The sequence below is a fragment of the Streptomyces sp. NPDC025806 genome (assembly GCF_055558275.1).
Window position 1 is genome coordinate 249,879 of sequence record NZ_JBVHMU010000005.1, and the last position, 21,294, is coordinate 271,172.

Sequence of the window (21,294 nt, forward strand, 5' to 3'; positions counted from 1 at the left end):
CCCCCCCCCCCCCCCCCCGCCCCGCCCCCCCCCCCCCCCCCCCCCGGGGGCCGCCGGGGCCGGGGCGGGGGGGGGGGGCGGGGGGGCGCCCCGGCGCCGGGGGCCCCGGCCCCCCACCGCGCGTGACCGTCAGGCGTCGCCCGACGCCCCGAGCCGGTCGAGGACGTACGCGACCGCGCGCCGGACCGCGTCGCGCGCGGCGTCCGTGTGGTCCAGGCCCTCGAATCCGTGCCGCGCACCGCGAATCTCGATGACCTCGACCACCGATCCCTCCGTGGCGTCGGCGGACCGCAGGAACTGGTCGACCGTGTCCGCGAACACCGGCTGCTCCAGCTCCGGGCGCAGGACGACGATCGGCAGCGAGCCCGCGCGGCCGATCGCCTCGGCCGGACGGAACCGCCCGGCCGGCACGCCCCAGTTGGGCATCGGCGCCATGATCGGGTAGCAGGCGACCAGGCAGCGCAGCCAGGACGGCGGCCCGTCGAGCCACTCGGCGGTCAGAGGTCCGCTGCCGGACAGGAACCACAGGGCGATCCGGTCGCCGTCGATGCGCGGGTCGTCGCGCAGCGCCTGGACAGCGTCGGCCAGGTCACCGGCGGCCACCGGATAATCGGTCACGTCGTACAGCCGGTGGTCGACGGTGGCGCCCAGGACTCCGAGCGAGGCCGCGTGACGGGCGTACCCGGTGAGGGCCGGCCAGTCGCGCGGCGTCGGCTCGACGCCCTTCGGGACGGGCCCGCCGTGGATGAACAGGACGGCGGGCAGGGGGAGTTCGTGCGCGCCCTCGCTTCCCTCGGGCAGGTACAGATCGAGGCTTCCGTGGCGTTCGCGCGGCAGCGGCGGTACGTCGAGGAGGAAGGTGCCCGGGCCCTCGGCCGCCTCCGGCTCGGTTGGTGGCGCGTCGAGCCGCTCGCCCTCGCCCGCCGCCGCGGCGATCAGGGTCCGCGCGAGCAGGTCGGGGTGGGTGAGCATCGGCCAGTGACCGGTGGGGAGTTCGAAGAAGGTGACGTCCGGGCGGACCAGCGCGGCGAGCATCGGATCGCCGAAGCGGATCCGCATCCGCACGGTCTCGATCGAGGCGCCGTTGTAGTGGCAGAGGATGCCGGTGGTGGGGATGCCGGCAGCCGCTCCCGTCAGCTTCAGCGGCTCGGTCAGTGTGGCGACGGGGTGGGGCGTGGCCGCGGCGGTGAGCTGTTCGAGCGCGGCGCCGGAGAGGTCCCGGACGCTGCCCCAGTACTGCCACTGCTCCGGCGCGGGCACCGGGACCGCGTCTCCGGCTCCCGCACCCCGCGCCGCCCCCTGAGCGAACAAGGACGCGCGCAGCGACTGGTCGGGCACGGCGGCCAGTGCCGGTGTTCCGTCGGCGGGAATCGGGGAGTCGATGTAGACGATCCGGGCGATGCGCTCGGCCCGGCGGTCGGCGGCCCCCTGCGCCGGAAAGACGCCGTAGTCGTGTCCTACGAGGACGATGTCCCGTTCCGTGGGGACCCCGGCGGCGTCGACGGCGGCGACGACCTGCTCGATGTGGGCGTTCAGGGTGATGCTTCCGGCCGCCGCCGCGTCGGCACCGGAAAGGCCGACGACGCGGATCTCGGCCCCGGGCAGGGCCTCGGTCAGCCTCCGGGCCGATTCCGCCCAGGTCCCGGCGTCCGTGAAGAAGCCCGGGACCACGATGAACACGCTCATGTCACACTCCCCGCTCGGTCTGCTGGTGGCCTGGAGAACCGGCGTGCGTCCCCGGCCGCCGGTAGGTTAGAAACTCCCCCTGAGGGAGGTTCAAGTGCGGGTGGACGACGACGGACGGTGGAGCATCGGGGAGCTCGCCGAGCGTGCGGGCACGACGGTGAAGACGGTGCGCTTCTACTGCGAGAGCGGCCTGCTGCCCGAACGGGAACGCAGCGGCGGCGGCCACCGCCGTTTCGGCCCCGAGGCGCTCGAACAGCTGCGGCTGATCCGGTCCCTGCGCGGACTGGGCCTCGCGCTCCCGCAGATCCGCCCGATCCTGGACGCGCACGATCCCGGGCCCGGCCCCGATCACGCCGACCCGTACGAGGAAGCGGCCGAGGCCGAGGCGTCGACCGCGGACACCGCGTTCGCCGACGCGGTGGAGCAGCAACTGCACGCGCTGGGCGGACAGTTGAAGGCGCTGCGCTGGCAGGAGGCCGCCCTCCAGCTCGTCCGGCAGAGCGCTCCCCGCGAACGTGCCGCGACGCTGCGCCTCGTCGGTTCGCTCGGCAGCCCGCCGACCACGGACGCCCTGGCCCGCTTTTGGCGCGGCTGGCTGCCCGTGCGGATGCCCGCGCGGGCGACCGCGGCGTTCCTCGACGCGGCGGTGCCGCAGGTGCCCGACGCGCCGGGGCCCGGCCAGGTCCTCGCCTTCGCCCGCCTGCACGCGATGGTTTCCCGGCCGTGCTCGCCGGCCCGGCCCACCCAGCCCACGGCTCATCAGGAGGCGGGCCCGCGCGAGGTGGCGGGCCTGTACGCAGGGCTGGCCGAGGCGTACGAGCTGGCCGGCGTCCACCTGCGGGCGGGCCGGACCCCGCGGCCGGGCGAGGCGCTCGACGCCTTCGTCGACACCTACGCGCGCGTGCGGCAGCGGCGCGACACCCCCGCCTTCCGGCGCGAACTGGCCGGGCAGCTCGCCGGAGACCCACGCCTCGACGGCTACTGGGAGCTGGTGACCGAGGTGATCACCCCGGCCGGTGCGCGCCCGGAGCCCACACCCGGCTCGGCCCACGACTGGCTTCAGGCGGCCCTCGACGACGACGTCGCGCACCGGGCGGTCTGAGCCACCCCGGGATCGCCGTGGGGGACCGGGCGTTAATGGCTTGCCTCTGCGGGGGACTCCTGGATCAAATGACCGGCATGGTCACCCCGACACACCCCGGCGCGCAGGCCGCCGCCCCTGACGCCTCCCCGGTCCGGATCGGCGCACTCGCCCCTCTGACGCGCCCCGGCTGGTCCGAGGCGGGCCGACACCTGCTCACGGGGCTGGAGTTGGCCGTGCGAGACGTCAACGCGTCCGGAGGTGTCGCGGGCCGCCCACTGGTCCTGGACGTCCGCGACACGGCGGCCGACCCGGACAAGGCGGCGGCAGCGGTCACCGAACTCGCCGCCTCGGGCGTGGCCGCCGTGGTGGGGGAGTACCACAGCGTCGTCGCCCGCACCGCCGCCACGACCGCCGCCGCGCTCGGCGTGCCGTACCTCTGCTCGTCCGCGGTCCTCGACGCACTCGTCGTCGACGGGCCGACGGACCACGTCGCGCGTATCGCCCCGCCGCAGTCCCGCGGCTGGCGCCTGTACGCCGACCACCTTCTGTCCGAGGGGCACACCCACATCGCCGTCGCGGCCCAGCCGAGCGTCTACTGGGCGTCCGGCACCGAGATCCTCCGCGACCACCTGGCGCCGCACGGCGGCACGGTGACCACGCTCGACGCGGCCGGTCTCGCCCCCGAGCCCCTCTGTGACGCGCTCGTCGCGACCGGCGCCACCGCCCTGCTCCTCCTGGTCGGCCACCCGGAACCGGCCGTGCCCCTGGTCAAGGCGGTGCGCGCGGACCCTCGCCTGACCGGCCTGCTGATCGGGGCCCCGGCCGGACAGCCCGAGTTCGCCGAATGGCGCCGGCTGCTCGGCGCCGACGGCGCGGGGATCCCGTTCCTGCGCTACCTGCCCGAGACCCTCACCCCTCTGGGTGCGCGGGTCGAACGGGCCCTGCGCGCACTCCTGCCCTCAGGCCCTTCCTTCGTGGCCTTCGAGGGCTACGACACGATCGTGGCGCTCACCGACGTGTTCCGCGCCCACGGCGTCGACCGCGACCTGATCGCCAAGTCCTGGCCGCTCGTCGACATCGAAGGCACCCGGGGCCGCATCCGCTTCACCCGCCCGCCGGGCGGTCATGTGTGGCAGTGGACCTGGCTGCCGGTCCAGGTCGTCGACCGGGATCCGGCGGCCCCGGACCGCTTCCGGGTGCTGCGCGACGGTCAGGCCGCCTGACACAGCGCGCGGGGCGCGGCCGGTGCGGCGGAGCCGACGGGAGTCGCCACGGTCCGTGCCCGGTTGCGGGCGAAGACGACCAGACGCAGGACCGCGAACCGGGCGATCCCCGCGAGCCCGGAGGCGGTGAGGTACACGCCCTGCTCGGTCAAGGTGCTCGCGTCCGAGGCGAGTTGATGCAGGACGAACATCGCCAGGCAGGTCATCGCGTACGCGGCGCCCGCCGATCCGGCGGCCTGCGCATGCTGCCGCCAGGTGGCCCGCCCGCCCGCGCCGAACGTGAACCGGGCGTGCAACTCGGTGGCGAGCAGCGTCGACACGACGGTGATCAGTGCGTTGGCCAGCACCCAGGGGACCCAGGAGGCCAACGCGGCCACGGCGAAGCTGGAGGCGACGCCGATGCCGCCCCCGCAGAGCGTGAAGCGGGCGAAGGCGACGACGGCGCCAGGTGCCGACTGTGACCGGCTCTGCAGCGATTCCATGCCCCACCCCTTTGCTCGCGCCTTGCGCTCCTGCGTTCTCGACATGAGAAACGCTACGTTGCGTTCGAAGAGATGGCAACACAATTATTGCGCTCTAACTGAATAATCCCAGCTAGAGGCAGGAAAGTTGTTGCAATGAGTCTGGGTCTAACGCAACGAATGCGATCTCTGTCGTTGCAATGAATGGGAGTGAACGGGCCGCGTGCACCGGGCCGTTCCGTCCGGCGGCGGGTGGCCTCCGGGCTACGATCACGCCCGGGGGCGGGAGAGTTCACGGGGAGGCCGATTCATGATCACTGACGCGGGATCGGGGCGGAGAAGTGTGCTCCTGCTGGGCGCGGCGGCGTTCCTGTCAGCGTGCGCGCCGCAGCCGGCGCGGCGCTCCGACAAGGCCGACGGCGACGTCGACGGCGACGGCGACGTCGAGGTGCGTACCGACCCGGAGCCCCTGGAACGCCGGTTCACCGCACTCGGTCCGCTCTCCGACCCGCACTGGCTCGGCCTGGTGCTGGGCGTCGCCGATGCGCGGGCCCCGGGTCCGAGCGACGTCCGCGTGGTCGGCTTCGCCCGGCCGACGGAAGGCAGGACGAAGTCCCTTGTGGCGGCGCACGCACACGACGTGCGCCCCGAGCGGCCGGAACGGGTGCCCGAAGAACTGCTGCCCTTCGCCCCGAAGGGGGCCCGCTGGCTGCGCAGTGAGTCCTTCGATCGCCGGATGACGCAGGGCACGTACACCGGCGCGTTCTACCTGGACGAGGGCTCGGGGCGGGTCTACTTCGACACGACCAACCCGAGCGTCGCCGACGACCCGCAGGCGTGAACCGGCCTCATGACTGAGGCGGCCCCGCACCGGCGGTGCTCGCCCCCGCCGCGTGCTCGCCCTCCGTGTCGATGTGCGGCAGCACCCGGTCGAGCAGGCGCGGAGTCCACCACGCATGTGAACCGAGCAGCGTCATCACGGCCGGCACGAGCAGCAGGCGTACGACGGTCGCGTCGATCAACACGCTCACGGCCAGGCCGAGTCCGAGCATCTTGACCACGATGTTGTCGCTGACGATGAACGCGGCGAAGACGCTCACCATGATCAGCGCGGCACAGGTGATCACCCGCGCGGTGATCTCCAGTGCGTGGGCCACGCTCGCCCGGGCGTCGCCCGAGCGCATCCAGAACTCGTGGACCCGGGACAGCAGGAAGATCTCGTAGTCCATGCTCAGGCCGAAGATGATCGCGAACATCATCATCGGCACGTAGCTCTCGATCGGGACCTTCCCCGAGACGCCGAGCGCGGGACCGCCCCAGCCCCACTGGAAGACGGCCACCACCACGCCGTACGAGGCGGCGATGGACAGCACGTTGAGCACGGCGGCCTTCAGCGCGACGAGCAGTCCGCGGAACACGATCAGAATGATCAGGAAGGCCAGAGCGACGACCACGGCGATGATGAGCGGCAGCCGGTGCGCCACGATGTCCCGGAAGTCGACCTGCGCGGCCGTGGTTCCCGTGACGTAGCCGTGCGCCGACGTGCCCGAGACCGCCTGCGGGAGCGTGTCGTCGACCAGCCGGTTGGTGAGATCGGTCGTGGCCGAGCTCTGCGGCGAGGTCTTGGAGTAGACGGTGCCGACCAGCACGTCCCCGTCCCCGGTCGGGGTCAGCGGCGTCACGGCCGCCGCGCCCGCCACGTCGTCGAGTGTCTTCTGCGCCTGCGAGGCGAGCGCCGACCGCTGCCCCGAGGACACGCTCGACTGGTCGACGACGACGGTCAGCGGCCCGTTGGAACCCGGCCCGAACGCGTCCGCCATGATGTCGTACGCCCGCCGGTCCGTGAACGACGTCGGATCGGCGCCGTCCCCGATGTGCCCCAACTGGATGGACAGCAGCGGGATCGCGAGCACCAGCACCGTGACGAGCCCACCCGCCAGGAACCACCAGGGCCGCCGCTCCACCCGCTGCGCGTACCGGTGCCACGTGCCGTGCGCGGCCTTCTCCGGATCGGCGTCGGACTCCGCGACGGGCCGGCCCAGCCGCAGCCGGTCGATGCGCCGGCCGATGAGCCCGAGCAGGGCCGGGACGAGGGTGAGCGCGCCAGCGACGGCCGACACCACCGTCACCGCCGCCGCCAGGCCCAGCTTGCTGATGAACGACACCCCGGACACCGAGAGGCCGGCCAGCGCGATGATCACGGTGCAACCCGAGACCAGCACCGCCCGCCCGCTCGTCGCCGTCGCGCGCCCCGCCGCCCGCACGGGATCGGCCCCGTTGATCAGGTTCTGCCGGTGGCGCGTGATGATGAACAGCGCGTAGTCGATGCCCACCCCCAGGCCGATCATCGTCGCCAGGGTCGGTGACACCGTCGCGAACGTGAACGCGGACGCCAGCAGGCCCAGACAGGCCAGCCCGCCGAGCACCGCGAGCAGCGCCGTGACCAGCGGAAGCGCGGCGGCGATGACGCTGCCGAACCCGATGACGAGCACCACGATCGCCACCGCGAAACCGATCGCCTCGCTCACCCGGTCGTCCGCGGGCGGCCGTGCCAGCTCACCGAGCGGACCGCCGTACTCGACGTCGACCCCCGCCGCGCGCAGCGGCTGCACGGCGCTGTCCACGCCGTGGAGGTAGTCGTCGCCGAGCGTGGAGGGCTGTACGTCAAAGCGGACCGTGATGTAACCGGTCTTGCCGTCGTCGGACAGCGGACCCACGTTCGCCGGGGAGGTCTTCTGTCCCGAACTCGACGACGGCTGGGTGCCGCCCGCCGCCAGCGGGTTCTGCGCCGACAGCACGTGCGGCAGCTTCGTCAGGTCACCGACCGTCTGCCCCATCTGGCCGCTCACCGAGGACAGCGGATCCTTCCCGTCCTGCAGCACGATCTGGCTGCTGTACCCGCCGGCCGCCGGATCGTGTTCCTTCAGGACGTCGAGCCCTTCGGAGGACTGCACACCGGGGAGCGAGAAGTCGTCCGAGTACTCGCCGCCGAACGACCGGTTGAGCACCTGCAGCGCCGCCAGGACGACCAGCCAGGCGACCACGACGATCACGAAATGCCGGGCACACCACTCGCCCAGCCTCCGCAGCACCCCGCCCCGGTTCGCATCCCTCGGCGACGACGTGCTCGGGGTCCGGGACATGCGCTGCTCCTGGGCGGGATCGGCCCCCCAACGCTCCTGCATCCATTAAACGCCCGGCACGATCGCCTCGTCCTGGCGAGCGCGGGGCGCCGCGGAGCCTCCCGCCGGAGCCCTACGGAGTGCGGTGGGCCGGGTCCGCGTCGCCTTCCGCGTCACCCTGCGCAGGGCTGTGGCGCGGCCAGTCGGGCGCCGGGTCCTCCGCGAGCAGCGGGCGCAGCGCGCCGATCGCCGCACCGATGCAGACATCGCGCAACTGCGTGCGCGTGCACGTCTCGTGCGTGAGCCAGTCGACGCACAGGACCCGCACGAAGACCAGCCAGCTCTTCAGCACGCCGGACACGGCCTCACGAGCGTGCTCGTCCGTCAGCGGGAGCACGGCCAGCAGGCGTGCGCGCAGGGAGTCGAGCTCGCTCGTCATGATCGTCTGGATCACGGGGTCGCCCGCGAGGACCCGGTTCGCGGCGAGCACCGCGTTCCGGTTGGCGATGAAGTAGTCGAGATGGACGTCCATCCCCTGCGTGAGCTGCTCCACCAGTGACGCGGCCGGATCGAAGCGCGTCCCGGCGAGCAGTTGGTCCGCCGCCTCCTGGTACACCGCCGCGAACAGCGCGTGCTTGCTGGGGAAGTGCCGGTACAGCAGAGCCCGGGAGACACCGGCCGCCTCCGCGACCTGCTCCATCAGCACGTCCGCGTACGGGTGCGCGGCGAAGAGCCGGGCGCCCACGGACAGGAGCTGGGCGTGGCGGTCGGCGGGAGAGAGGCGCTGGCGGGGAGGCACGGACAGCAGCTTAGTTGACATACGTCTACCGGCGCGGGACGCTGAGAGAGCCTAAGTAGACACATGTCAACTAAGCTCCGCCGCGGCGGCTTGGAGGGATCATGACCAGGGCCAGAACTCTGCGTGCGCTCACCTCACTGACGGGCTGGTCCTGCGTGGCGATCGGCCTGTTCCACGTCGCACTCGGCAACGCGGCGATCCCCGGGGCCGGTTCCGCCGGTGCGACCGTGGACAGCTGGGGCCGCTTCATGGGCGCGAGCTTCGCGGGCTACGGCCTGGCCTGGCTCTGGGCCGCGCGTCAGCACCCGATCCCCGCGACGCCGGTCCGCTGGCTCGCCTCGGCGTTCCTCCTGGGCGGGGCGGCCCGCCTCCTCTCTCTGGTGACACAGGGGCGCCCGCACTGGTTCCAGCTCGCACTGACCGCGATCGAACTCGTCCTGCCGCCGGTCCTGTTGTGGCTGGCGGGGGCGGAGGAGTCGGCCGCGCGGACGCCGGAGAGGGAAGCGGTGCCCGCGGCCTCCGGCGACCTCGGAGGGCGGGCCGCCGACTGAGAAACTCCGGGGCGGCGAGCGGTGCTGCCTGACAGGATCGGGCCATGCTCAGGGGAGAACTGCCGCCGCTGCCACCGTCCTTGCCGCTGCTGCGCAGAGCACGGACCGTTTGGGAGGGGCTGGCCGGGGTGCCGGTGGCGTTCCCGCCGCAGGGCGGAGTGAACGTGGCGGTCTCCCCGAAGTCGTCGCTGTGCCCTGCCGGTTGGGTGGGCCTGGTGGCGCTGGGCGGATCGCTGATCGTGACGGCGCCGAGCGAGGGCACGGCCACGACGGTCCGCCGTGCGCTGACGCGGCTTGCGCTGGAGCGGGTCCTGGACGGCGGGTCCGTGCGGGAGGTGCTGCCGGTGGCACAGGTGCTCGGCCCGGCGACGCTGGCGTACGTCACGCAGGAAGGATTCCGGCCGGTCGCAGCCAGTGGGGCGAGTGCCGCTGTACGCGAACTGGACGCGCGGCACCCGGAACTGAGGCGTCTGGAAGAGCTTTCCGGCGCTGACGACGCGGGGGAGGCGACGCCGGCCGAGATCACCTCGCCGCTCTTCGTGGTCCGGGAGGGCGGCGAGTCGGTGGCCGCCGCGGGCTATCGCGCGTGGCCCGGACGGACGGCCCACCTCAGCGTGCTGACCGCGCCGGCCGCACGGGGGCGCGGTCTGGCACGCGCGACCGCGTCGGCGGCGGTCGCACACGCCCTCGCCGCGGGACTGCTCCCGCAGTGGCGGGCCCGGGTGCTCGCCTCGCGACGCGTCGCCGCCGCGTTGGGCTTCCAGGAACTCGGCCGGCAGTTGAGTGTCGAGCTCGCCGAGCCGTGATCACGCGGAGTCGTCGTAGTGCATCGTCAGGAACTCCTCCATCGCCGCGTCGGCGCCCTCGCGGTCCCCTGTGGCGAGGAGATCCAGCAGCAGGCCGCGGACCGTGGCGAGACCCAACCGGGCCCGACTGCGGGCCTTCGCCGGGTCCGTGCCCGAGGCGATCTCGGCGGCCGTGAGGGGATCGATCCAGTCCGTGACGAGTCCGTCCAGGATCGACGCGGCTCCGGGCCGGCCGCGCAGCGCGTACCCGTACAGCTCGAAGAAGAGGCGCTCCTGACCGGCGAGCGCGGGATCGGTCAGCTGTCGCCACAGGTGCCGGGCGGCGTCCGAGGGGGAGAGCGCCGGGTCCGCGTGCAGGCGGGACAGCAGCTCGCGCTGGCGCTGCTCGGCCGCCCGCACGATCTCCACGAGGAGCTGTTCCTTCGTGCCGAAGTAGTGGATCAGCATGCGATGGCTGACCCCGATCGCGGAGCCCAGGCCGCGCAGGCTCAGATCCGTGAGGCCGTGCTCCGTGACATGGGCGAGCGCGGCGTCCACCAGCTCGGCGCGCCGGCCCGTGTCGGCGCCCTGGCGCCCTGATCCCCGTACGGCTTCCGCATGTGTCACCCCAGGACTGTACCGTTCGGTACATCGCGCGTGTACCGTTTGGTACATGAGGGCTGTCACCGTGTCGATCGATGTTCCCCACGCGCCGGGCCAGGTCTACGACTTCCTCGACGTCATGGCGCACCACGAGCGCTTCACCGACCACTATCTGACCCACTGGCGCTGCGGCGGACCGGAGCGGGGCGCGGGTGCGCGTGCCACCGTGACCGCCGCCCTGGCCGGCGCGAAGGCCGAGGTCGCCATCGAGGTCGTCGAGGCGGATCCGCCCCGGCGCATCGTCGAGCGGAACGTCAGCGCGGGCGGTCGCCGCGTGGCCCACGGCACGTACACCGTCGAACCGCTGAGCGCGCGTCGCAGCCGCGTCACGTTCACGTACGCGTGGGTGCACGCGCCGCTCGCCGACCGGCTGCTGGCGCCTGCCGTACGGGCCACGATGCGGCGCGCCAACCGGACGGCGATGCGGCGGCTGGCCGTGGAGCTGGATCGGCACGTGTCCGCGGCCGGGGCCTGAGGCCGGTCCTGCGGCGTGTCGTCCCGCAGCGATGATTTCGCGGGCCCGGCCCGGTCTGTCCTTGTACGGAGACGAACCGGCCGAATCCACGGGAGTACGTCATGGGCCTGATCCACCTCGAACTGTTCGCGACCCTCGACCTCGTCGCGCAGGCGCCCGGCGGTCCTGACGAGGATCCGGTGGGATTCCCGTTCGGCGGCTGGCAGGCACCGCTGTTCGACGAGGTCACCGGGGCGCAGGTCGACGCCGCGTACGCGGGCACGGACGCGCTGCTGCTCGGGCGGCGCACCTACGACATCTTCGCCGCGTACTGGCCCCACCAGAAGGGTGGCGAGGACGGCGACATCGCCGACCTGTTCAACCGGGTCCCCAAGTACGTCGCCTCGCGCGGCCGGCCCGACCTGTCCTGGGCCGGCTCCACCCAACTGGGCCCCGACCTGCCGCAGGCCGTACGGGAGATCCGCGACCGGCACGAGAGCATCAAGGTCGTCGGAAGCCTCGACCTCGTGCAGACCCTGCTGCGCGAGAAGCTCTTCGACCGGATCGACCTCTGGCTGCACCCGATCGTGCTCGGCGTCGGCAAGAAGATCTTCGACGGCGGTGAGGTGCCCACCAACGTGACGCTGCTGGGGCCCCCGGAAGCGACCCCGAAGGGCGCCGTGTACCTGCGCTACGCCCTGGCCGACGGGACTCCGGCCACAGGGGACATGTCCGCACCCGACCGCGGTGCCGTGGACGACGCCTGACGGCTCCCGTCGCGCGGCTACGCCTCGTCGCCGCGCAGCGTCAGCGCGAGCAGGCCGGGGAAGCGGGCGTCGAACTCCTCGCGACGCAGCCGGTTGAGCCGTCTGGGCCCTTGGTCGCGCTGCTCCACGAGCCCCGCGTCGCGCAGCACGGAGAAGTGATGGCTCTTGGCCGCGCGGCCGACCGGCACGTCGAAGTCGCTGCAGCTCAGCACCCAGTCGGGGGAGCCGGCCAACTCGCGGACCAACTGGATGCGCACGGGATCCGCGAGCGCGGACAGCGCGGCGACGAGCGGCACGTCGTCGGGGTGCGTGTGGACCGGCGCCGCCCGGTGGCTCGCCCGGTGCGCCGGGCTCGGTCCCTCGGTCAGCCGGCCCATTCCCCGATCCTCCTCCGAAAAGCAGTGTTCGATGACCATCGTACACTGCTACTGTTCCGAGTGTTCGCAACCCATCGAACACTCACGGAGGGTGGAACCACCCATGCGCGCAATCGAGTTCGACCAGTACGGCGGCCCCGAGGTACTCCGGACCGTGACGGCCGAGGCGCCCGAACCGGGCCCCGGAGAGATCACCATCGACGTCGCCTGGGCGGGGGTGAACTTCGCCGACGTCAAGGCCCGCGCCGAGGGCTACCGCGTCCCGTCCCTGCCCTTCCGGCCCGGACTCGAGGTCTCCGGGCGCGTCCGCGCGATCGGCGAAGGCGTCGAAGGCCTGAGCCCCGGACAGGAAGTGGCCGCGCTGGTCGACGGCGGCGGTTACGCCGAGGTCGTCCTCGCGCGGGCCGCACGCGTCTTCCCGCTGCCCGAAGGCCTCGACCTGCGTACCGCCGCCACGCTCCCGACCGTCCTGCCCACCGCGCACGCCCTGATCCACGAGGTCGGCAGGCTGCAACCGGGAGAGACCGTCCTCGTGCACGGCGCGGCCGGCGGCGTCGGCACGGCGGTCGGACAGCTCGCCCGGGCGGCGGGCGCCGGCGCGGTGTACGGCGTCGCCTCCAGCGACGACAAGGCCGACTACGCCCTCAAGTACGGCTACGACAAGGTGTTCCGCCCCGACACCTTCGACGCGGACGTGCGCCGGGCGACCGGGGACCGGGGCGTCGACCTGATCCTCGACCCGGTGGGCGGTGACACCCTGCGCCGGGGCCTGGAGGCCCTCGCCGTCTACGGCCGTCTCGTGTCCTACGGCAACGCCGGCGGCGCCGCCCCCTGGCAGGCCGGCCAGGCCGAACTCGCCTCGCGGGGCCGCTCCGTCAGCGCCTTCTCCGTGCTCAACCTGGCCCAGACGGACCCCGAAGCCCTGCGCGCCCTCACCGAACGCGCCCTGCGCGCCGCCCTCGACGGCAAGGTCACCCTCCCCGTCACCGCCGAACACCCCCTGGCGGAGGCGTCCCGCGCCCACGAACTCCTGGGCAGCCGCGCCTCCACCGGCAAACTGCTCCTGCGCCTCACCGACTGACCTGGAGCCGAACACCGATGGACCTGACCACCCGCGAGATCCGCCTGCCGCTCGGAGAGGTCGTCGCGATCCTGCGGGACCTGAACGAGTTCGTCGTCTCCCTGGACCGCCTCGGCTCCCGGCAGGCGGCGGGCACGGCCGACGACGCCACCGTCGGCGGATTCGTCGCCGACTGGGACGTCGCCCGCCGCCTGGCCCGTGCCCGCCGGACGATCGACCTCGCACTCGACAGGCAGGTGACCGAGGAGGAGAACGCCGCGATCGACGCCCTGTGCGAGCGAGGTCGCTTCTACGGCGACGACTTCCGCGGCGACGGCGAGCCGCGCGATCAGGGGCAGTAGGTGTCGGCGGCGGGACGGGTCCCCGTGGCGAGGAAGCGGGAGACCGTCGCGTCCCCGCAGGCGTTGCCGTTGTCGAGGTACGCGTCGTGGCCGGTGGAGTCGACGGTCACCATGACGGCCCGCCGGCCGAGGGCCTTGCGCAGGTTCCTGGCTCCGCTCAGCGGAGTCGCGACGTCGCGCTCGTTCTGGACGAGCAGGACGTTGGACGGGCCCTGGTCGGTGACGGTCACCGGCGGCTCCTGCGCCTTGTAGGGCCAGGCCGCGCAGACCATCGCGCTGCGGGGCATGCCGGCGGTGAGGGGGAACTCGGCCCGGCTCCTGGTGACGCCCTCCTGGTAGAGGGCCGTCGACGTGGGCCAGGCGATGTCGTTGCAGAGGGTGCCGGCGCCCACGGCGGCGACGTTCTGCAGTACCGCATCCGGGGGCCCGGCGGGCGCGGGCGGCAGCGTGCCCCGCTCCGCGGCGCGCATCAGGTCCGCCAGTACGGGGAAGTCGTCGGGGTCGTAGAGGCTGTCGAGCATGGTCTGCCGCAGCACGTTGCCGTTGAGCTCGGGCGGATTGGCGCCGGGCCAGGGGAGCGGCTCCTTGTCGAGCCGGGCGGCCAGGCTCAGGAAGCGGGTGCGCACCTCTTCGGGCGTGTCGGCGATCCGGTGCGGATTGCCGGGCGTCGCGGCCCAGCGGGCGAACACGGGGAAGGTGTCCTCCACGCCGCGTTCGTGGTGGGCGAGCCAGCCGCGCGACACCTTGGTCGGGTCCGGGTCGTCGTTGCTGTCGAGCACGAAGCGGTCGGTGCGCTGCGGGAAGAGCTGGGCGTAGACCGCGCCGACGTACGTTCCGTAGGACACGCCCCACGCCGAGATCCGCCGCTCGCCGAGCGCCGCGCGGAGCCGGTCGAGGTCACGGGCCTCGTTGCGGGTGCTGAGGTGCTTGATGAGCTCGCCGCCGTTGGCCGCGCACGCGTCGGCCATCCGCCGGGCGGTCTCCATGGCGCCGTCGACCGAACCGTCGGCGTCGGGCCACGGGCGCAGCTTGGACAGGGCCAGATCGCCGTGCTCCAGTCCGCAGTCGACGGAGGTGGACGGGGCCAGGCCGCGCGGCGCGAAGCCGATGAGGTCGTACGCGTCCCGCACGGACTGCGGCAGCTTCTGGCCCTTGCCGGACGGATCGTTGAGGCTCGACCCGCCCGGACCGCCGGGGACGAGGAACAGCGCGCCGCGCCGGGCTCCGGCGTTCTCGCTGCGGATCCGTGAGACGGCGATGCCGATCTGCTCGCCGCCGGGGTCGGCGTAGTTCATGGGGACGCGCAGGGTGGCGCACTCCTGACGCGGGTCGACGGTGGTGCCCGCGCACTTCTTCCAGTCCAGGCCCCTGGCCGCGGAGGGGGAGGCGGAGGGGGCGGCGGAGGCGGAGGCGGTGAGCGGCGGGAGGGTCGCCAGCGCGAGGGCGGTGGCGGTGGCGGCCAGAAGCGCGGAGTTCCTCTTGATCGGAGTCATGGGAGGAGCCTCGCGCACGCCCGCCTCCACACCCATCCGGCCAACTGCCGTACCCGTGCGGGGGATTACCCCCGAGGGCGCCTTCAGGGCCGGCCGGGGGCCGTGCGCCTCACCCGGTACGCCCCGGGCGGCGGCTACCGTCGGGGCATGACTGCTGACTCCCTGCGCTCCGTCACCGTCGAGCGCACCGCCCCGAACCGGTTCACCGCGACGAACGTCCGCGGCGGGACGGTGAGCTTCGAGACCGGCGACGGCGCCGCCTTCACGCCGGTCGAACTGCTCCTGGCCGCGATCGGCGGCTGCACCGCCGCCGACGTCGACGTCGCCACCACCCGGCACGCCGAGCCCGACACGTTCTCCGTCACCGTGACCGGGAACAAGGTCGCCGACGAGGACGGCAACCGCATGACCGATCTGGAGGTCACGTTCACCGTCGCGTTCCCGGAGGGGGAGGGCGCCGACCGGGCGCGGGCGATCCTGCCCCGCGCCGTCAAGACCTCCCACGACCGCCTGTGCACGGTCAGCCGCACCGTGGAGGCGGGAACGCCGGTCGCCATCCGGGTGACCGACGCCTGACCCCGCTGACCTGCGACATCAAGGCCCCGACGGCAGTCGGGGCCTTTCGCGTACCTCCCCGGAACCACTCGTTCTCTGTGACCCACCTCACATTACCGGCGGTATCTGAAACAGGGTGTCGCAGGTAAATTGCGGGTACCGCACAGGTGGAACCTCGTGTCTGAGTAACCGTCAGCGCCCCGAGCGGCGTGACCCCCTCCGTCCCTGACTCCCAGGGGCTCACGAACGAGAGTGAGGACCCTCCGCGATGGAGCAGCAGCACGTCGACGTCCTGGTCATCGGCGCAGGAATATCCGGCATCAGCGCCGCGCGCCACGTCCTGCGGGACAACCCCCGCGCCTCGCTCGTCGTGCTCGAGCGCCGCGCCCGCGTCGGCGGCACCTGGGACCTCTTCCGGTACCCCGGCATCCGCTCCGACTCCGACATGCCCACCTTCGGCTTCGGCTTCCGCCCCTGGACCGACGCGCGCATCCTCGCGGGCGGCGCACAGATCCGGCAGTACGTCGAGGACGCGGCGGCCGACGGCGGCATCCTGGGCCGCGTCCGCTTCGGCCGCCGCGCGATCAGCGCCGACTTCTCGCACGAGACGGGCCGCTGGGCCGTCGAGGTCGAGGACGAGAGCACCGGCACGCACGAGTCGTACAGCGCCGGCTACCTCGTCGGCGCGACCGGCTACTACGACTACGACAAGCCCTACCGGCCCGATTTCCCCGGCGAAGCCGACTTCCAGGGCACGATGGTCCACCCCCAGCAGTGGCCCGAAGACCTCGACCACACCGGCAAGCGTGTCGTCGTCATCGGCTCCGGCGCCACCGCCATCACCCTCCTCCCGGCGATGGCCGGCGAGGCCGAGCACGTCACCATGCTGCAGCGCTCGCCCACGTACATCCTCGCGCTGCCCGAGGTCGACCCGCTCACCTCCGTGCTCCAGAAGCTGCGCGCCCCCGCCCGGCTCATCCACAAGATCGTCCGGGCCCGAAATGTCGCGCTGCAGCGCGGGAGTTACGCCTTCTGCCGCAAGTACCCGCGCTTCGCCCGCAAGGTCCTCCTCGGTCTCGTCCGGGCCCAGGCCGGCAAGGGCGTCGACATGAAGCACTTCAGCCCCCGCTACAAGCCCTGGGACCAGCGGCTGTGCGTGGTCCCCGGCGGCGACCTGTTCAAGGTGCTCAAGAGCGGGAAGGCGTCCGTCGCCACCGACCACATCGACACCTTCACGCCCGACGGCATCCGCCTGAAGTCCGGTGCGGAACTGAAGGCGGACATCGTCGTCACCGCCACCGGCCTGAGCGTCCGTCTGATGGGCGGCATGGAGCTCACGGTCGACGGCCGCCCCGTCGACATCACGAACCGGGTCCTCTACAAGGCGGTCCTGCTGGAGGGCGTGCCCAACATGTCCCTCGTCATCGGCTACACGAACGCTTCCTGGACCCTGAAGGCGGACCTCGCGGCCGACTACACCGCCCGCCTCCTCGCCCACATGCGGCGCCACGGTCACGACATCGCCACCCCCGTCGCGAGCGACGGCGACCGCTCCGACTTCTCCGTCATGGGCGAGGCGCTCACCTCCGGCTACATCGCCCGCGCCGACCAGGTCATGCCCCGCCAGGGCACGCGCGACCCGTGGCGCCTGTGGAACAACTACTACCGCGACCGCGCCATGCTCCGCGACGCCCCCATCGACGACAGCCCCCTGCGCTTCGACAAGGCGGGCCCCACGGCCGCGAACGACACGGCCGCGAACGGCACGGCCGACACAGCCGGCGCCGCCCAGGAGCCGACCCGCGCCGCCTGAGGACCGGCACCGCACGCCCGCAGCACCCACCCGCAGCACCCGCCCCACCCGAGCCGCCACCCTCCGAGCCGACGATCGAGGACGAAGATGACCGCGAACCTGACCAGGAAGGTCTACGACGAGCGCCTGCGGACCCTGTCCGAGGGCTCCGTCAACGTCAACTTCAACGCGTTCAAAGACATCAAGTGGGACGACCCCGAGTTCGCCGTCGACCCCGAGGACCCCCGCTGGGTGCTGACCTCCGCGGACGCGCTGGGCGCCCACCCCTGGTACAAGGAACAGTCCCTCGAGACGCAGATCCGCATCGGCATCTGGCGCTGGGCGGTGATCGCCAAGGTGGGCATGCAGTTCGAGAACATCCTCATGCGCGGCGCGCTGGACTACCTCTACGAACTGAACAACCAGAACCTCGAGTTCAGGTATCTCACCCACGAGATCACCGAAGAGACCCACCACACCCAGATGTTCCAAGAGCTGGTCAACCGCACGGGCGTCGACACCGCCGGCGGCAAGCGCTGGTTCCGCAAGGTCAGCCGCTTCCTGCCGCTCGCCGGTTCCCTCTACCCCGAGGCCTTCTTCACCGGCATCCTCGCCGGCGAGGAGCCCATCGACCACCTCCAGAAGGCCGCCCTGCGCAGCGGCGAACCCGTCCACCCCCTCCCGCAGCGGATCATGCAGATCCACATCGCCGAGGAGGCCCGGCACATCTCCTTCGCCCACGAGTTCCTGCGCCTGCGCGTCCCCCGCTTCGGCAAGGCCCGCCGCGGCGCCCTGTCCGTCCTCTTCCCGCTCATCATGCGGGTCCTGTGCGACGTCATCATGATTCCGGACCGCAAGGACGCCGCCCGGGTCGGCATCCCGGACTGGGTCGTCAAGGACGTCTTCTGGAAGTCCGAGGCCGGCGAGAAGATGCTCCACGACCTCTTCTCCGACGTGCGCATGCTCGCCGACGACCTCGGCCTCATGAACAAGGTGTCCCGCCCCGTGTGGCGCGCCCTGCGCATCGACGGCCGCCCCGCCCGCTTCCGCGGCGAGCCCGCCCCGCTCACGGACTGAAGTCCCGCTCGCCGGCTGACGCCCCGCGAGACCCGCACCACCCTTCGCTGAACGCCCGAACGGAGACCAGCCCGCCGTGCCGTACGTCGTCACCCGATCCTGCTGCGCCGACGCCTCCTGCGTGCTGGCCTGCCCGGTCAACTGCATCCACCCCGCCCCCGGCGAGCCCGGCTTCGCGACCGCCGAGATGCTCTACGTCGACCCGCGCACCTGCGTCGACTGCGGCGCCTGCACCAGCGCCTGCCCCGTCGACGCGCTCAAGCCCCACACCGCGCTCGGCGAGGCGGAGCTTCCCTTCCTCCAGCTCAACGCCGACTACTACAAGACCAATCCGCACGACGACCGCACCCCCATGTACGTCGTCCCCAGGCAACGCACCCTGCCCGCAGGCGAGTTGAAGGTCGCTGTCGTCGGCGCCGGCCCCGCCGGACTGTTCGCGGCCGACGAACTCCTGCGCCACCCGGGCGTCAGCGTCACCGTCCACGACCGCCTGCCCACGCCGTACGGACTCGCGCGGGCCGGGGTCGCCCCCGACCACCAGGACACCAAGCAGGTCACCCGCCTCTTCAGGACCATCGAGTCGCAGCCAGGCTTCAGCTACCGCCTGGGCGTCGAGATCGGCACCGACCTCACCCACACCGACCTGCTGCGCGAACACCACGCCGTCATCTACGCCGTCGGCGCCGCCACTGACAAACGCCTCGGCATCGAGGGCGAGGACCTGCCCGGCAGCGTCTCCGCCACCGACTTCGTCGCCTGGTACAACGGCCACCCCGACCGCGCCCACGACGACCACCGCCTCGACACCGAGCGCGCCGTCGTCATCGGCAACGGCAACGTCGCCCTCGACGTCGCCCGCATCCTCACCGCCGACCCCGACACCCTCGCCCGCACCGACATATCGGACCGCGCGCTCGCCGCACTGCGCACGAGCAAGATCCGAGAGGTCGTCCTCCTCGGCCGCCGAGGTCCCGCCCAGGCCGCGTTCACCGTGCCCGAGCTCCTCGCCCTGTCCGCCCTGAAGGACGTCGACGTCACCGTCGAGGGCTGGCCCGAAGGCCTGGACGCCGACGCCTCCGATGCCTCCGACGCCTCCGGCGCATCCGACGTCAGCGAGAAGACCCGGCTGCTCGCCCAGCTGGCCGCCCGCACCCCGTCCGAGGGCCGGCGCCGCATCGTGCTCCGCTTCCTCGCCGCCCCGGCCCGCCTCACCGGCGACAGCCGCGTAGAGGCTCTGGAGATCAACCCCACCACCCTGCACACCGACGAGGACGGCACCGTACGCGCCCTGGCCTCCGGCGACACCGAGACCCTGGAGACCGGTCTGGTCCTGCGCTCCGTCGGCTACCGCGCCCGCCCCGTCCCCGGCCTGCCCTTCGACGAGGCCACCGCGACGGTCCCGCACGAGGCCGGCCGCGTCGAGCCCGGCGTCTACGTCGCGGGCTGGATCAAGCGCGGCCCCACCGGATTCATCGGAACGAACAAGACCTGTGCCCACGAGACCGTCGAGTCCCTGCTCGACGACTTCGCCCACGGCCGCCTCACCCGCCCCGTGTCCGCCGTCGACGTGGCGCCTCAGGCCCTCGGCCTGAGGGACTGGCACGCCATCGACCAGGCGGAACGCGCGGAGGGCGAGGCGCAGGGCCGCCCCCGCGTCAAGTTCACGGACAGGGAGTCCCTGCACCGCGCCGCGAAGAACACCCCGGCCGTCACCGCCTGACGGCGACCGGTACGCGACGCCCTCCCCGAACCAGGGGAGGGCGTCGTCGTCAGGCGCCCTCCAGGTCCGCCACCCGGTCGTCCGGCGACAACGCGACACCGTAACCGCGCAGCGTCGCGTCGAGCACCGCCCACACCGACCGGCACAGCATCGCGCGCAGCTCCTCCTCCGACAGCTCGCGCTCGGGGTCGCGCATCCACTGGTTCACCGCGCTGTCCACGAACCCGACGATCCCGATCGCGACCGACCGGATCGGCGCCTCCTTGACCCCCAGCGCCTTGAGCACGTCGCCGAAGCGATCACTCAGCATCATCGCGATCGCCGTCTTGGTGTCCGCCACGAGCGAGCCGTCGCCCATCGCGTGGTCCGCCACACCCATGTAGGCGTAGAGCCGCGGATGCTGCGCCACCCAGTCCAGATGCGCGCCGACCACGCGGCGCACGGACTCCTCGACCGTCCCGTCGAACGTGAGCGTCGGCTCCATCCGCTTCACGAACGACTCGACCACGCGCCGCCGGATCAGCTCGTCCAGCGACGCACGGTCCTTGAAATGCCGGTAGAGCACGGACCGGGGCAGGCCCACGCGCTCCGCGAGCCGCTGCACCCGGAACTGCGCGCCCTCCTCCTCGATGAGCGCGACCGCGGCGTCCACCAACTCGACCTGACGCTGCGCCTTGTGCTCGTCCCAGCGGGTGGAGCGTCCGTCGATCTGCGGCTCACCGCCGGTTCTTTGCGCCATCCCCCCAGGATATCGGCCGTCCGAACACATACGCGCCTTCACATGCGTTCTGCCCCTGCCTTGATCGCCTCCCGGATGCGGTGGTAGGTGCCGCAGCGGCAGATGTTGCGGATCTCGTCGAGGTCGGTGTCGGTGATCTCGTGGCCGGCGGCTCTGGCCTGATTGACCTTGGCGACGGCCGCCATGATCTGGCCGGGCTGGCAGTAGCCGCACTGGGCCACGTCGTACTCCAGCCAGGCCTCCTGCATCGGGTGCAGCTCGGTGTCGACGGTGTCGGCGAGGCCCTCGATCGTGGTGATCTCGTCGTCCGGCGCGATGTCCTTGACCTGGACCGAGCAGGGGTTGAAGGCCTTGCCGTTGACGTGGGAGGTGCAGGCCTTGCAGACGTTGATGCCGCAGCCGTACTTCGGGCCGGTGACGCCGAGGACGTCGCGCAGGACCCACAGCAGCCGGACGCTGTCGTCGACGTCGACGGTGACGGGCTTGCCGTTGAGGATGAAGGTGTGGGTGCTCACGTGCGCTCC

At 72.5% G+C, this 21,294-nt stretch carries 22 protein-coding genes; 13 read left to right on the forward strand and 9 right to left on the reverse strand.

All coding sequences use genetic code 11. The features are described from left to right. Positions 1-129: 129 nt before the first annotated feature. Complete coding sequence (locus ACZ4E1_RS13915) at positions 130-1,686, reverse strand: alpha/beta hydrolase (RefSeq protein ID WP_467539043.1); 1,557 nt, start codon at positions 1,684-1,686, stop codon at positions 130-132. A 94-nt stretch (positions 1,687-1,780) separates the two neighbouring features. Here ACZ4E1_RS13915 and ACZ4E1_RS13920 point away from each other — a divergent pair, with 94 nt between their 5' ends. Then, positions 1,781-2,788, forward strand: a complete 1,008-nt coding sequence (locus tag ACZ4E1_RS13920) for a helix-turn-helix domain-containing protein (protein ID WP_467539045.1) — start codon at positions 1,781-1,783, stop codon at positions 2,786-2,788. 77 nt (positions 2,789-2,865) lie between these two features. Next, the gene (locus ACZ4E1_RS13925) at positions 2,866-3,993 is read left to right on the forward strand and encodes an ABC transporter substrate-binding protein (protein WP_467539046.1); all 1,128 of its coding nucleotides are present in this window, start codon (positions 2,866-2,868) and stop codon (positions 3,991-3,993) included. On the opposite strand, the gene ACZ4E1_RS13930 is transcribed toward ACZ4E1_RS13925, so the two are convergent. Continuing rightward, a complete protein-coding gene (locus tag ACZ4E1_RS13930) occupies positions 3,981-4,475 on the reverse strand; it encodes a GtrA family protein (protein ID WP_467539047.1) in 495 nt (164 codons plus the stop codon). The genes ACZ4E1_RS13925 and ACZ4E1_RS13930 overlap by 13 nt on opposite strands. Positions 4,476-4,764: 289 nt before the next feature. On the opposite strand from ACZ4E1_RS13930, the gene ACZ4E1_RS13935 reads away from it, so the two are divergent. Further along, the gene (locus ACZ4E1_RS13935; protein WP_467539048.1) at positions 4,765-5,295 is read left to right on the forward strand and encodes a hypothetical protein; all 531 of its coding nucleotides are present in this window, start codon (positions 4,765-4,767) and stop codon (positions 5,293-5,295) included. A 7-nt stretch (positions 5,296-5,302) separates the two neighbouring features. Here the strand turns inward: ACZ4E1_RS13935 and ACZ4E1_RS13940 are convergent, their stop codons facing one another. Both ACZ4E1_RS13940 and ACZ4E1_RS13945 read right to left on the reverse strand, forming a co-directional pair. Beyond that, positions 5,303-7,597 carry an MMPL family transporter gene (locus tag ACZ4E1_RS13940; RefSeq protein ID WP_467539050.1) on the reverse strand — a complete coding sequence of 765 codons (2,295 nt, stop codon included), beginning with the start codon at positions 7,595-7,597 and terminating at the stop codon, positions 5,303-5,305. A gap of 112 nt (positions 7,598-7,709) precedes the next feature. Further along, the gene (locus ACZ4E1_RS13945; protein WP_467539051.1) at positions 7,710-8,375 is read right to left on the reverse strand and encodes a TetR/AcrR family transcriptional regulator; all 666 of its coding nucleotides are present in this window, start codon (positions 8,373-8,375) and stop codon (positions 7,710-7,712) included. A 101-nt stretch (positions 8,376-8,476) separates the two neighbouring features. Between ACZ4E1_RS13945 and ACZ4E1_RS13950 the strand changes: the two genes are divergently transcribed. Both ACZ4E1_RS13950 and ACZ4E1_RS13955 read left to right on the forward strand, forming a co-directional pair. Further along, positions 8,477-8,926, forward strand: a complete 450-nt coding sequence (locus ACZ4E1_RS13950; protein WP_467539052.1) for a DUF4345 domain-containing protein — start codon at positions 8,477-8,479, stop codon at positions 8,924-8,926. A 44-nt stretch (positions 8,927-8,970) separates the two neighbouring features. Beyond that, on the forward strand, positions 8,971-9,732 hold the full coding sequence (locus ACZ4E1_RS13955; protein ID WP_467539054.1) for a GNAT family N-acetyltransferase: 762 nt from the start codon (positions 8,971-8,973) through the stop codon (positions 9,730-9,732). Here the strand turns inward: ACZ4E1_RS13955 and ACZ4E1_RS13960 are convergent, their stop codons facing one another. Then, positions 9,733-10,338, reverse strand: a complete 606-nt coding sequence (locus ACZ4E1_RS13960; RefSeq protein WP_467539056.1) for a TetR/AcrR family transcriptional regulator — start codon at positions 10,336-10,338, stop codon at positions 9,733-9,735. Positions 10,339-10,384: 46 nt separating this feature from the next. Between ACZ4E1_RS13960 and ACZ4E1_RS13965 the strand changes: the two genes are divergently transcribed. Both ACZ4E1_RS13965 and ACZ4E1_RS13970 read left to right on the forward strand, forming a co-directional pair. Beyond that, entirely contained in the window at positions 10,385-10,849 is a 465-nt protein-coding gene (locus ACZ4E1_RS13965; RefSeq protein WP_467539058.1) for an SRPBCC family protein, read from the forward strand. Between the two features lie 101 nt (positions 10,850-10,950). Beyond that, complete coding sequence (locus ACZ4E1_RS13970; protein WP_467539060.1) at positions 10,951-11,595, forward strand: dihydrofolate reductase family protein; 645 nt, start codon at positions 10,951-10,953, stop codon at positions 11,593-11,595. Positions 11,596-11,612: 17 nt separating this feature from the next. Here the strand turns inward: ACZ4E1_RS13970 and ACZ4E1_RS13975 are convergent, their stop codons facing one another. Then, positions 11,613-11,972, reverse strand: coding sequence for an ArsR/SmtB family transcription factor (locus ACZ4E1_RS13975; protein WP_467539063.1), 360 nt, complete (start codon positions 11,970-11,972; stop codon positions 11,613-11,615). 103 nt (positions 11,973-12,075) lie between these two features. Here ACZ4E1_RS13975 and ACZ4E1_RS13980 point away from each other — a divergent pair, with 103 nt between their 5' ends. Further along, entirely contained in the window at positions 12,076-13,053 is a 978-nt protein-coding gene (locus ACZ4E1_RS13980) for a quinone oxidoreductase family protein (protein WP_467539065.1), read from the forward strand. A gap of 17 nt (positions 13,054-13,070) precedes the next feature. After that, complete coding sequence (locus tag ACZ4E1_RS13985) at positions 13,071-13,394, forward strand: hypothetical protein (RefSeq protein WP_467539067.1); 324 nt, start codon at positions 13,071-13,073, stop codon at positions 13,392-13,394. On the opposite strand, the gene ACZ4E1_RS13990 is transcribed toward ACZ4E1_RS13985, so the two are convergent. Next, positions 13,382-14,887 carry an alpha/beta hydrolase gene (locus ACZ4E1_RS13990; protein WP_467539069.1) on the reverse strand — a complete coding sequence of 502 codons (1,506 nt, stop codon included), beginning with the start codon at positions 14,885-14,887 and terminating at the stop codon, positions 13,382-13,384. The two genes, ACZ4E1_RS13985 and ACZ4E1_RS13990, sit on opposite strands and share 13 nt — an antisense overlap. A gap of 147 nt (positions 14,888-15,034) precedes the next feature. On the opposite strand from ACZ4E1_RS13990, the gene ACZ4E1_RS13995 reads away from it, so the two are divergent. The 4 genes from ACZ4E1_RS13995 to ACZ4E1_RS14010 all read left to right on the forward strand — a co-directional run bounded on the left by ACZ4E1_RS13995 (position 15,035) and on the right by ACZ4E1_RS14010 (position 20,031). Continuing rightward, positions 15,035-15,463: an OsmC family protein gene (locus ACZ4E1_RS13995; protein ID WP_467539071.1), complete on the forward strand. Its 429-nt coding sequence runs from the start codon at positions 15,035-15,037 to the stop codon at positions 15,461-15,463. A 247-nt stretch (positions 15,464-15,710) separates the two neighbouring features. Then, positions 15,711-17,255, forward strand: coding sequence for a flavin-containing monooxygenase (locus ACZ4E1_RS14000; RefSeq protein WP_467539073.1), 1,545 nt, complete (start codon positions 15,711-15,713; stop codon positions 17,253-17,255). 87 nt (positions 17,256-17,342) lie between these two features. Continuing rightward, a complete protein-coding gene (locus ACZ4E1_RS14005) occupies positions 17,343-18,311 on the forward strand; it encodes an AurF N-oxygenase family protein (RefSeq protein WP_467539077.1) in 969 nt (322 codons plus the stop codon). 76 nt (positions 18,312-18,387) lie between these two features. After that, positions 18,388-20,031, forward strand: a complete 1,644-nt coding sequence (locus tag ACZ4E1_RS14010; protein WP_467539079.1) for an FAD-dependent oxidoreductase — start codon at positions 18,388-18,390, stop codon at positions 20,029-20,031. Between the two features lie 49 nt (positions 20,032-20,080). Here ACZ4E1_RS14010 and ACZ4E1_RS14015 read toward each other — a convergent pair whose 3' ends face one another. Next, positions 20,081-20,770, reverse strand: coding sequence for a TetR/AcrR family transcriptional regulator (locus ACZ4E1_RS14015; protein ID WP_467539081.1), 690 nt, complete (start codon positions 20,768-20,770; stop codon positions 20,081-20,083). Positions 20,771-20,808: 38 nt separating this feature from the next. After that, positions 20,809-21,285, reverse strand: a complete 477-nt coding sequence (locus ACZ4E1_RS14020; protein WP_467539083.1) for a (2Fe-2S)-binding protein — start codon at positions 21,283-21,285, stop codon at positions 20,809-20,811. Positions 21,286-21,294: the final 9 nt, after the last annotated feature.

What these genes read in the sequence shown, in the direction of transcription:
- ACZ4E1_RS14005 (WP_467539077.1), top strand. Translation starts at nt 17,343, where the DNA reads ATGACCGCGAACCTGACCAGGAAGGTCTACGACGAGCGCCTGCGGACC.
- ACZ4E1_RS13970 (WP_467539060.1), top strand. Translation starts at nt 10,951, where the DNA reads ATGGGCCTGATCCACCTCGAACTGTTCGCGACCCTCGACCTCGTCGCG.
- ACZ4E1_RS13950 (WP_467539052.1), top strand. Translation starts at nt 8,477, where the DNA reads ATGACCAGGGCCAGAACTCTGCGTGCGCTCACCTCACTGACGGGCTGG.
- ACZ4E1_RS13955 (WP_467539054.1), top strand. Translation starts at nt 8,971, where the DNA reads ATGCTCAGGGGAGAACTGCCGCCGCTGCCACCGTCCTTGCCGCTGCTG.
- ACZ4E1_RS13975 (WP_467539063.1), bottom strand. Translation starts at nt 11,972, where the DNA reads ATGGGCCGGCTGACCGAGGGACCGAGCCCGGCGCACCGGGCGAGCCAC.
- ACZ4E1_RS13980 (WP_467539065.1), top strand. Translation starts at nt 12,076, where the DNA reads ATGCGCGCAATCGAGTTCGACCAGTACGGCGGCCCCGAGGTACTCCGG.
- ACZ4E1_RS13930 (WP_467539047.1), bottom strand. Translation starts at nt 4,475, where the DNA reads ATGGAATCGCTGCAGAGCCGGTCACAGTCGGCACCTGGCGCCGTCGTC.
- ACZ4E1_RS13915 (WP_467539043.1), bottom strand. Translation starts at nt 1,686, where the DNA reads ATGAGCGTGTTCATCGTGGTCCCGGGCTTCTTCACGGACGCCGGGACC.
- ACZ4E1_RS14015 (WP_467539081.1), bottom strand. Translation starts at nt 20,770, where the DNA reads ATGGCGCAAAGAACCGGCGGTGAGCCGCAGATCGACGGACGCTCCACC.
- ACZ4E1_RS13990 (WP_467539069.1), bottom strand. Translation starts at nt 14,887, where the DNA reads ATGACTCCGATCAAGAGGAACTCCGCGCTTCTGGCCGCCACCGCCACC.
- ACZ4E1_RS13995 (WP_467539071.1), top strand. Translation starts at nt 15,035, where the DNA reads ATGACTGCTGACTCCCTGCGCTCCGTCACCGTCGAGCGCACCGCCCCG.
- ACZ4E1_RS13940 (WP_467539050.1), bottom strand. Translation starts at nt 7,597, where the DNA reads ATGTCCCGGACCCCGAGCACGTCGTCGCCGAGGGATGCGAACCGGGGC.
- ACZ4E1_RS13935 (WP_467539048.1), top strand. Translation starts at nt 4,765, where the DNA reads ATGATCACTGACGCGGGATCGGGGCGGAGAAGTGTGCTCCTGCTGGGC.
- ACZ4E1_RS13925 (WP_467539046.1), top strand. Translation starts at nt 2,866, where the DNA reads ATGGTCACCCCGACACACCCCGGCGCGCAGGCCGCCGCCCCTGACGCC.
- ACZ4E1_RS13985 (WP_467539067.1), top strand. Translation starts at nt 13,071, where the DNA reads ATGGACCTGACCACCCGCGAGATCCGCCTGCCGCTCGGAGAGGTCGTC.
- ACZ4E1_RS14000 (WP_467539073.1), top strand. Translation starts at nt 15,711, where the DNA reads ATGGAGCAGCAGCACGTCGACGTCCTGGTCATCGGCGCAGGAATATCC.
- ACZ4E1_RS13965 (WP_467539058.1), top strand. Translation starts at nt 10,385, where the DNA reads ATGAGGGCTGTCACCGTGTCGATCGATGTTCCCCACGCGCCGGGCCAG.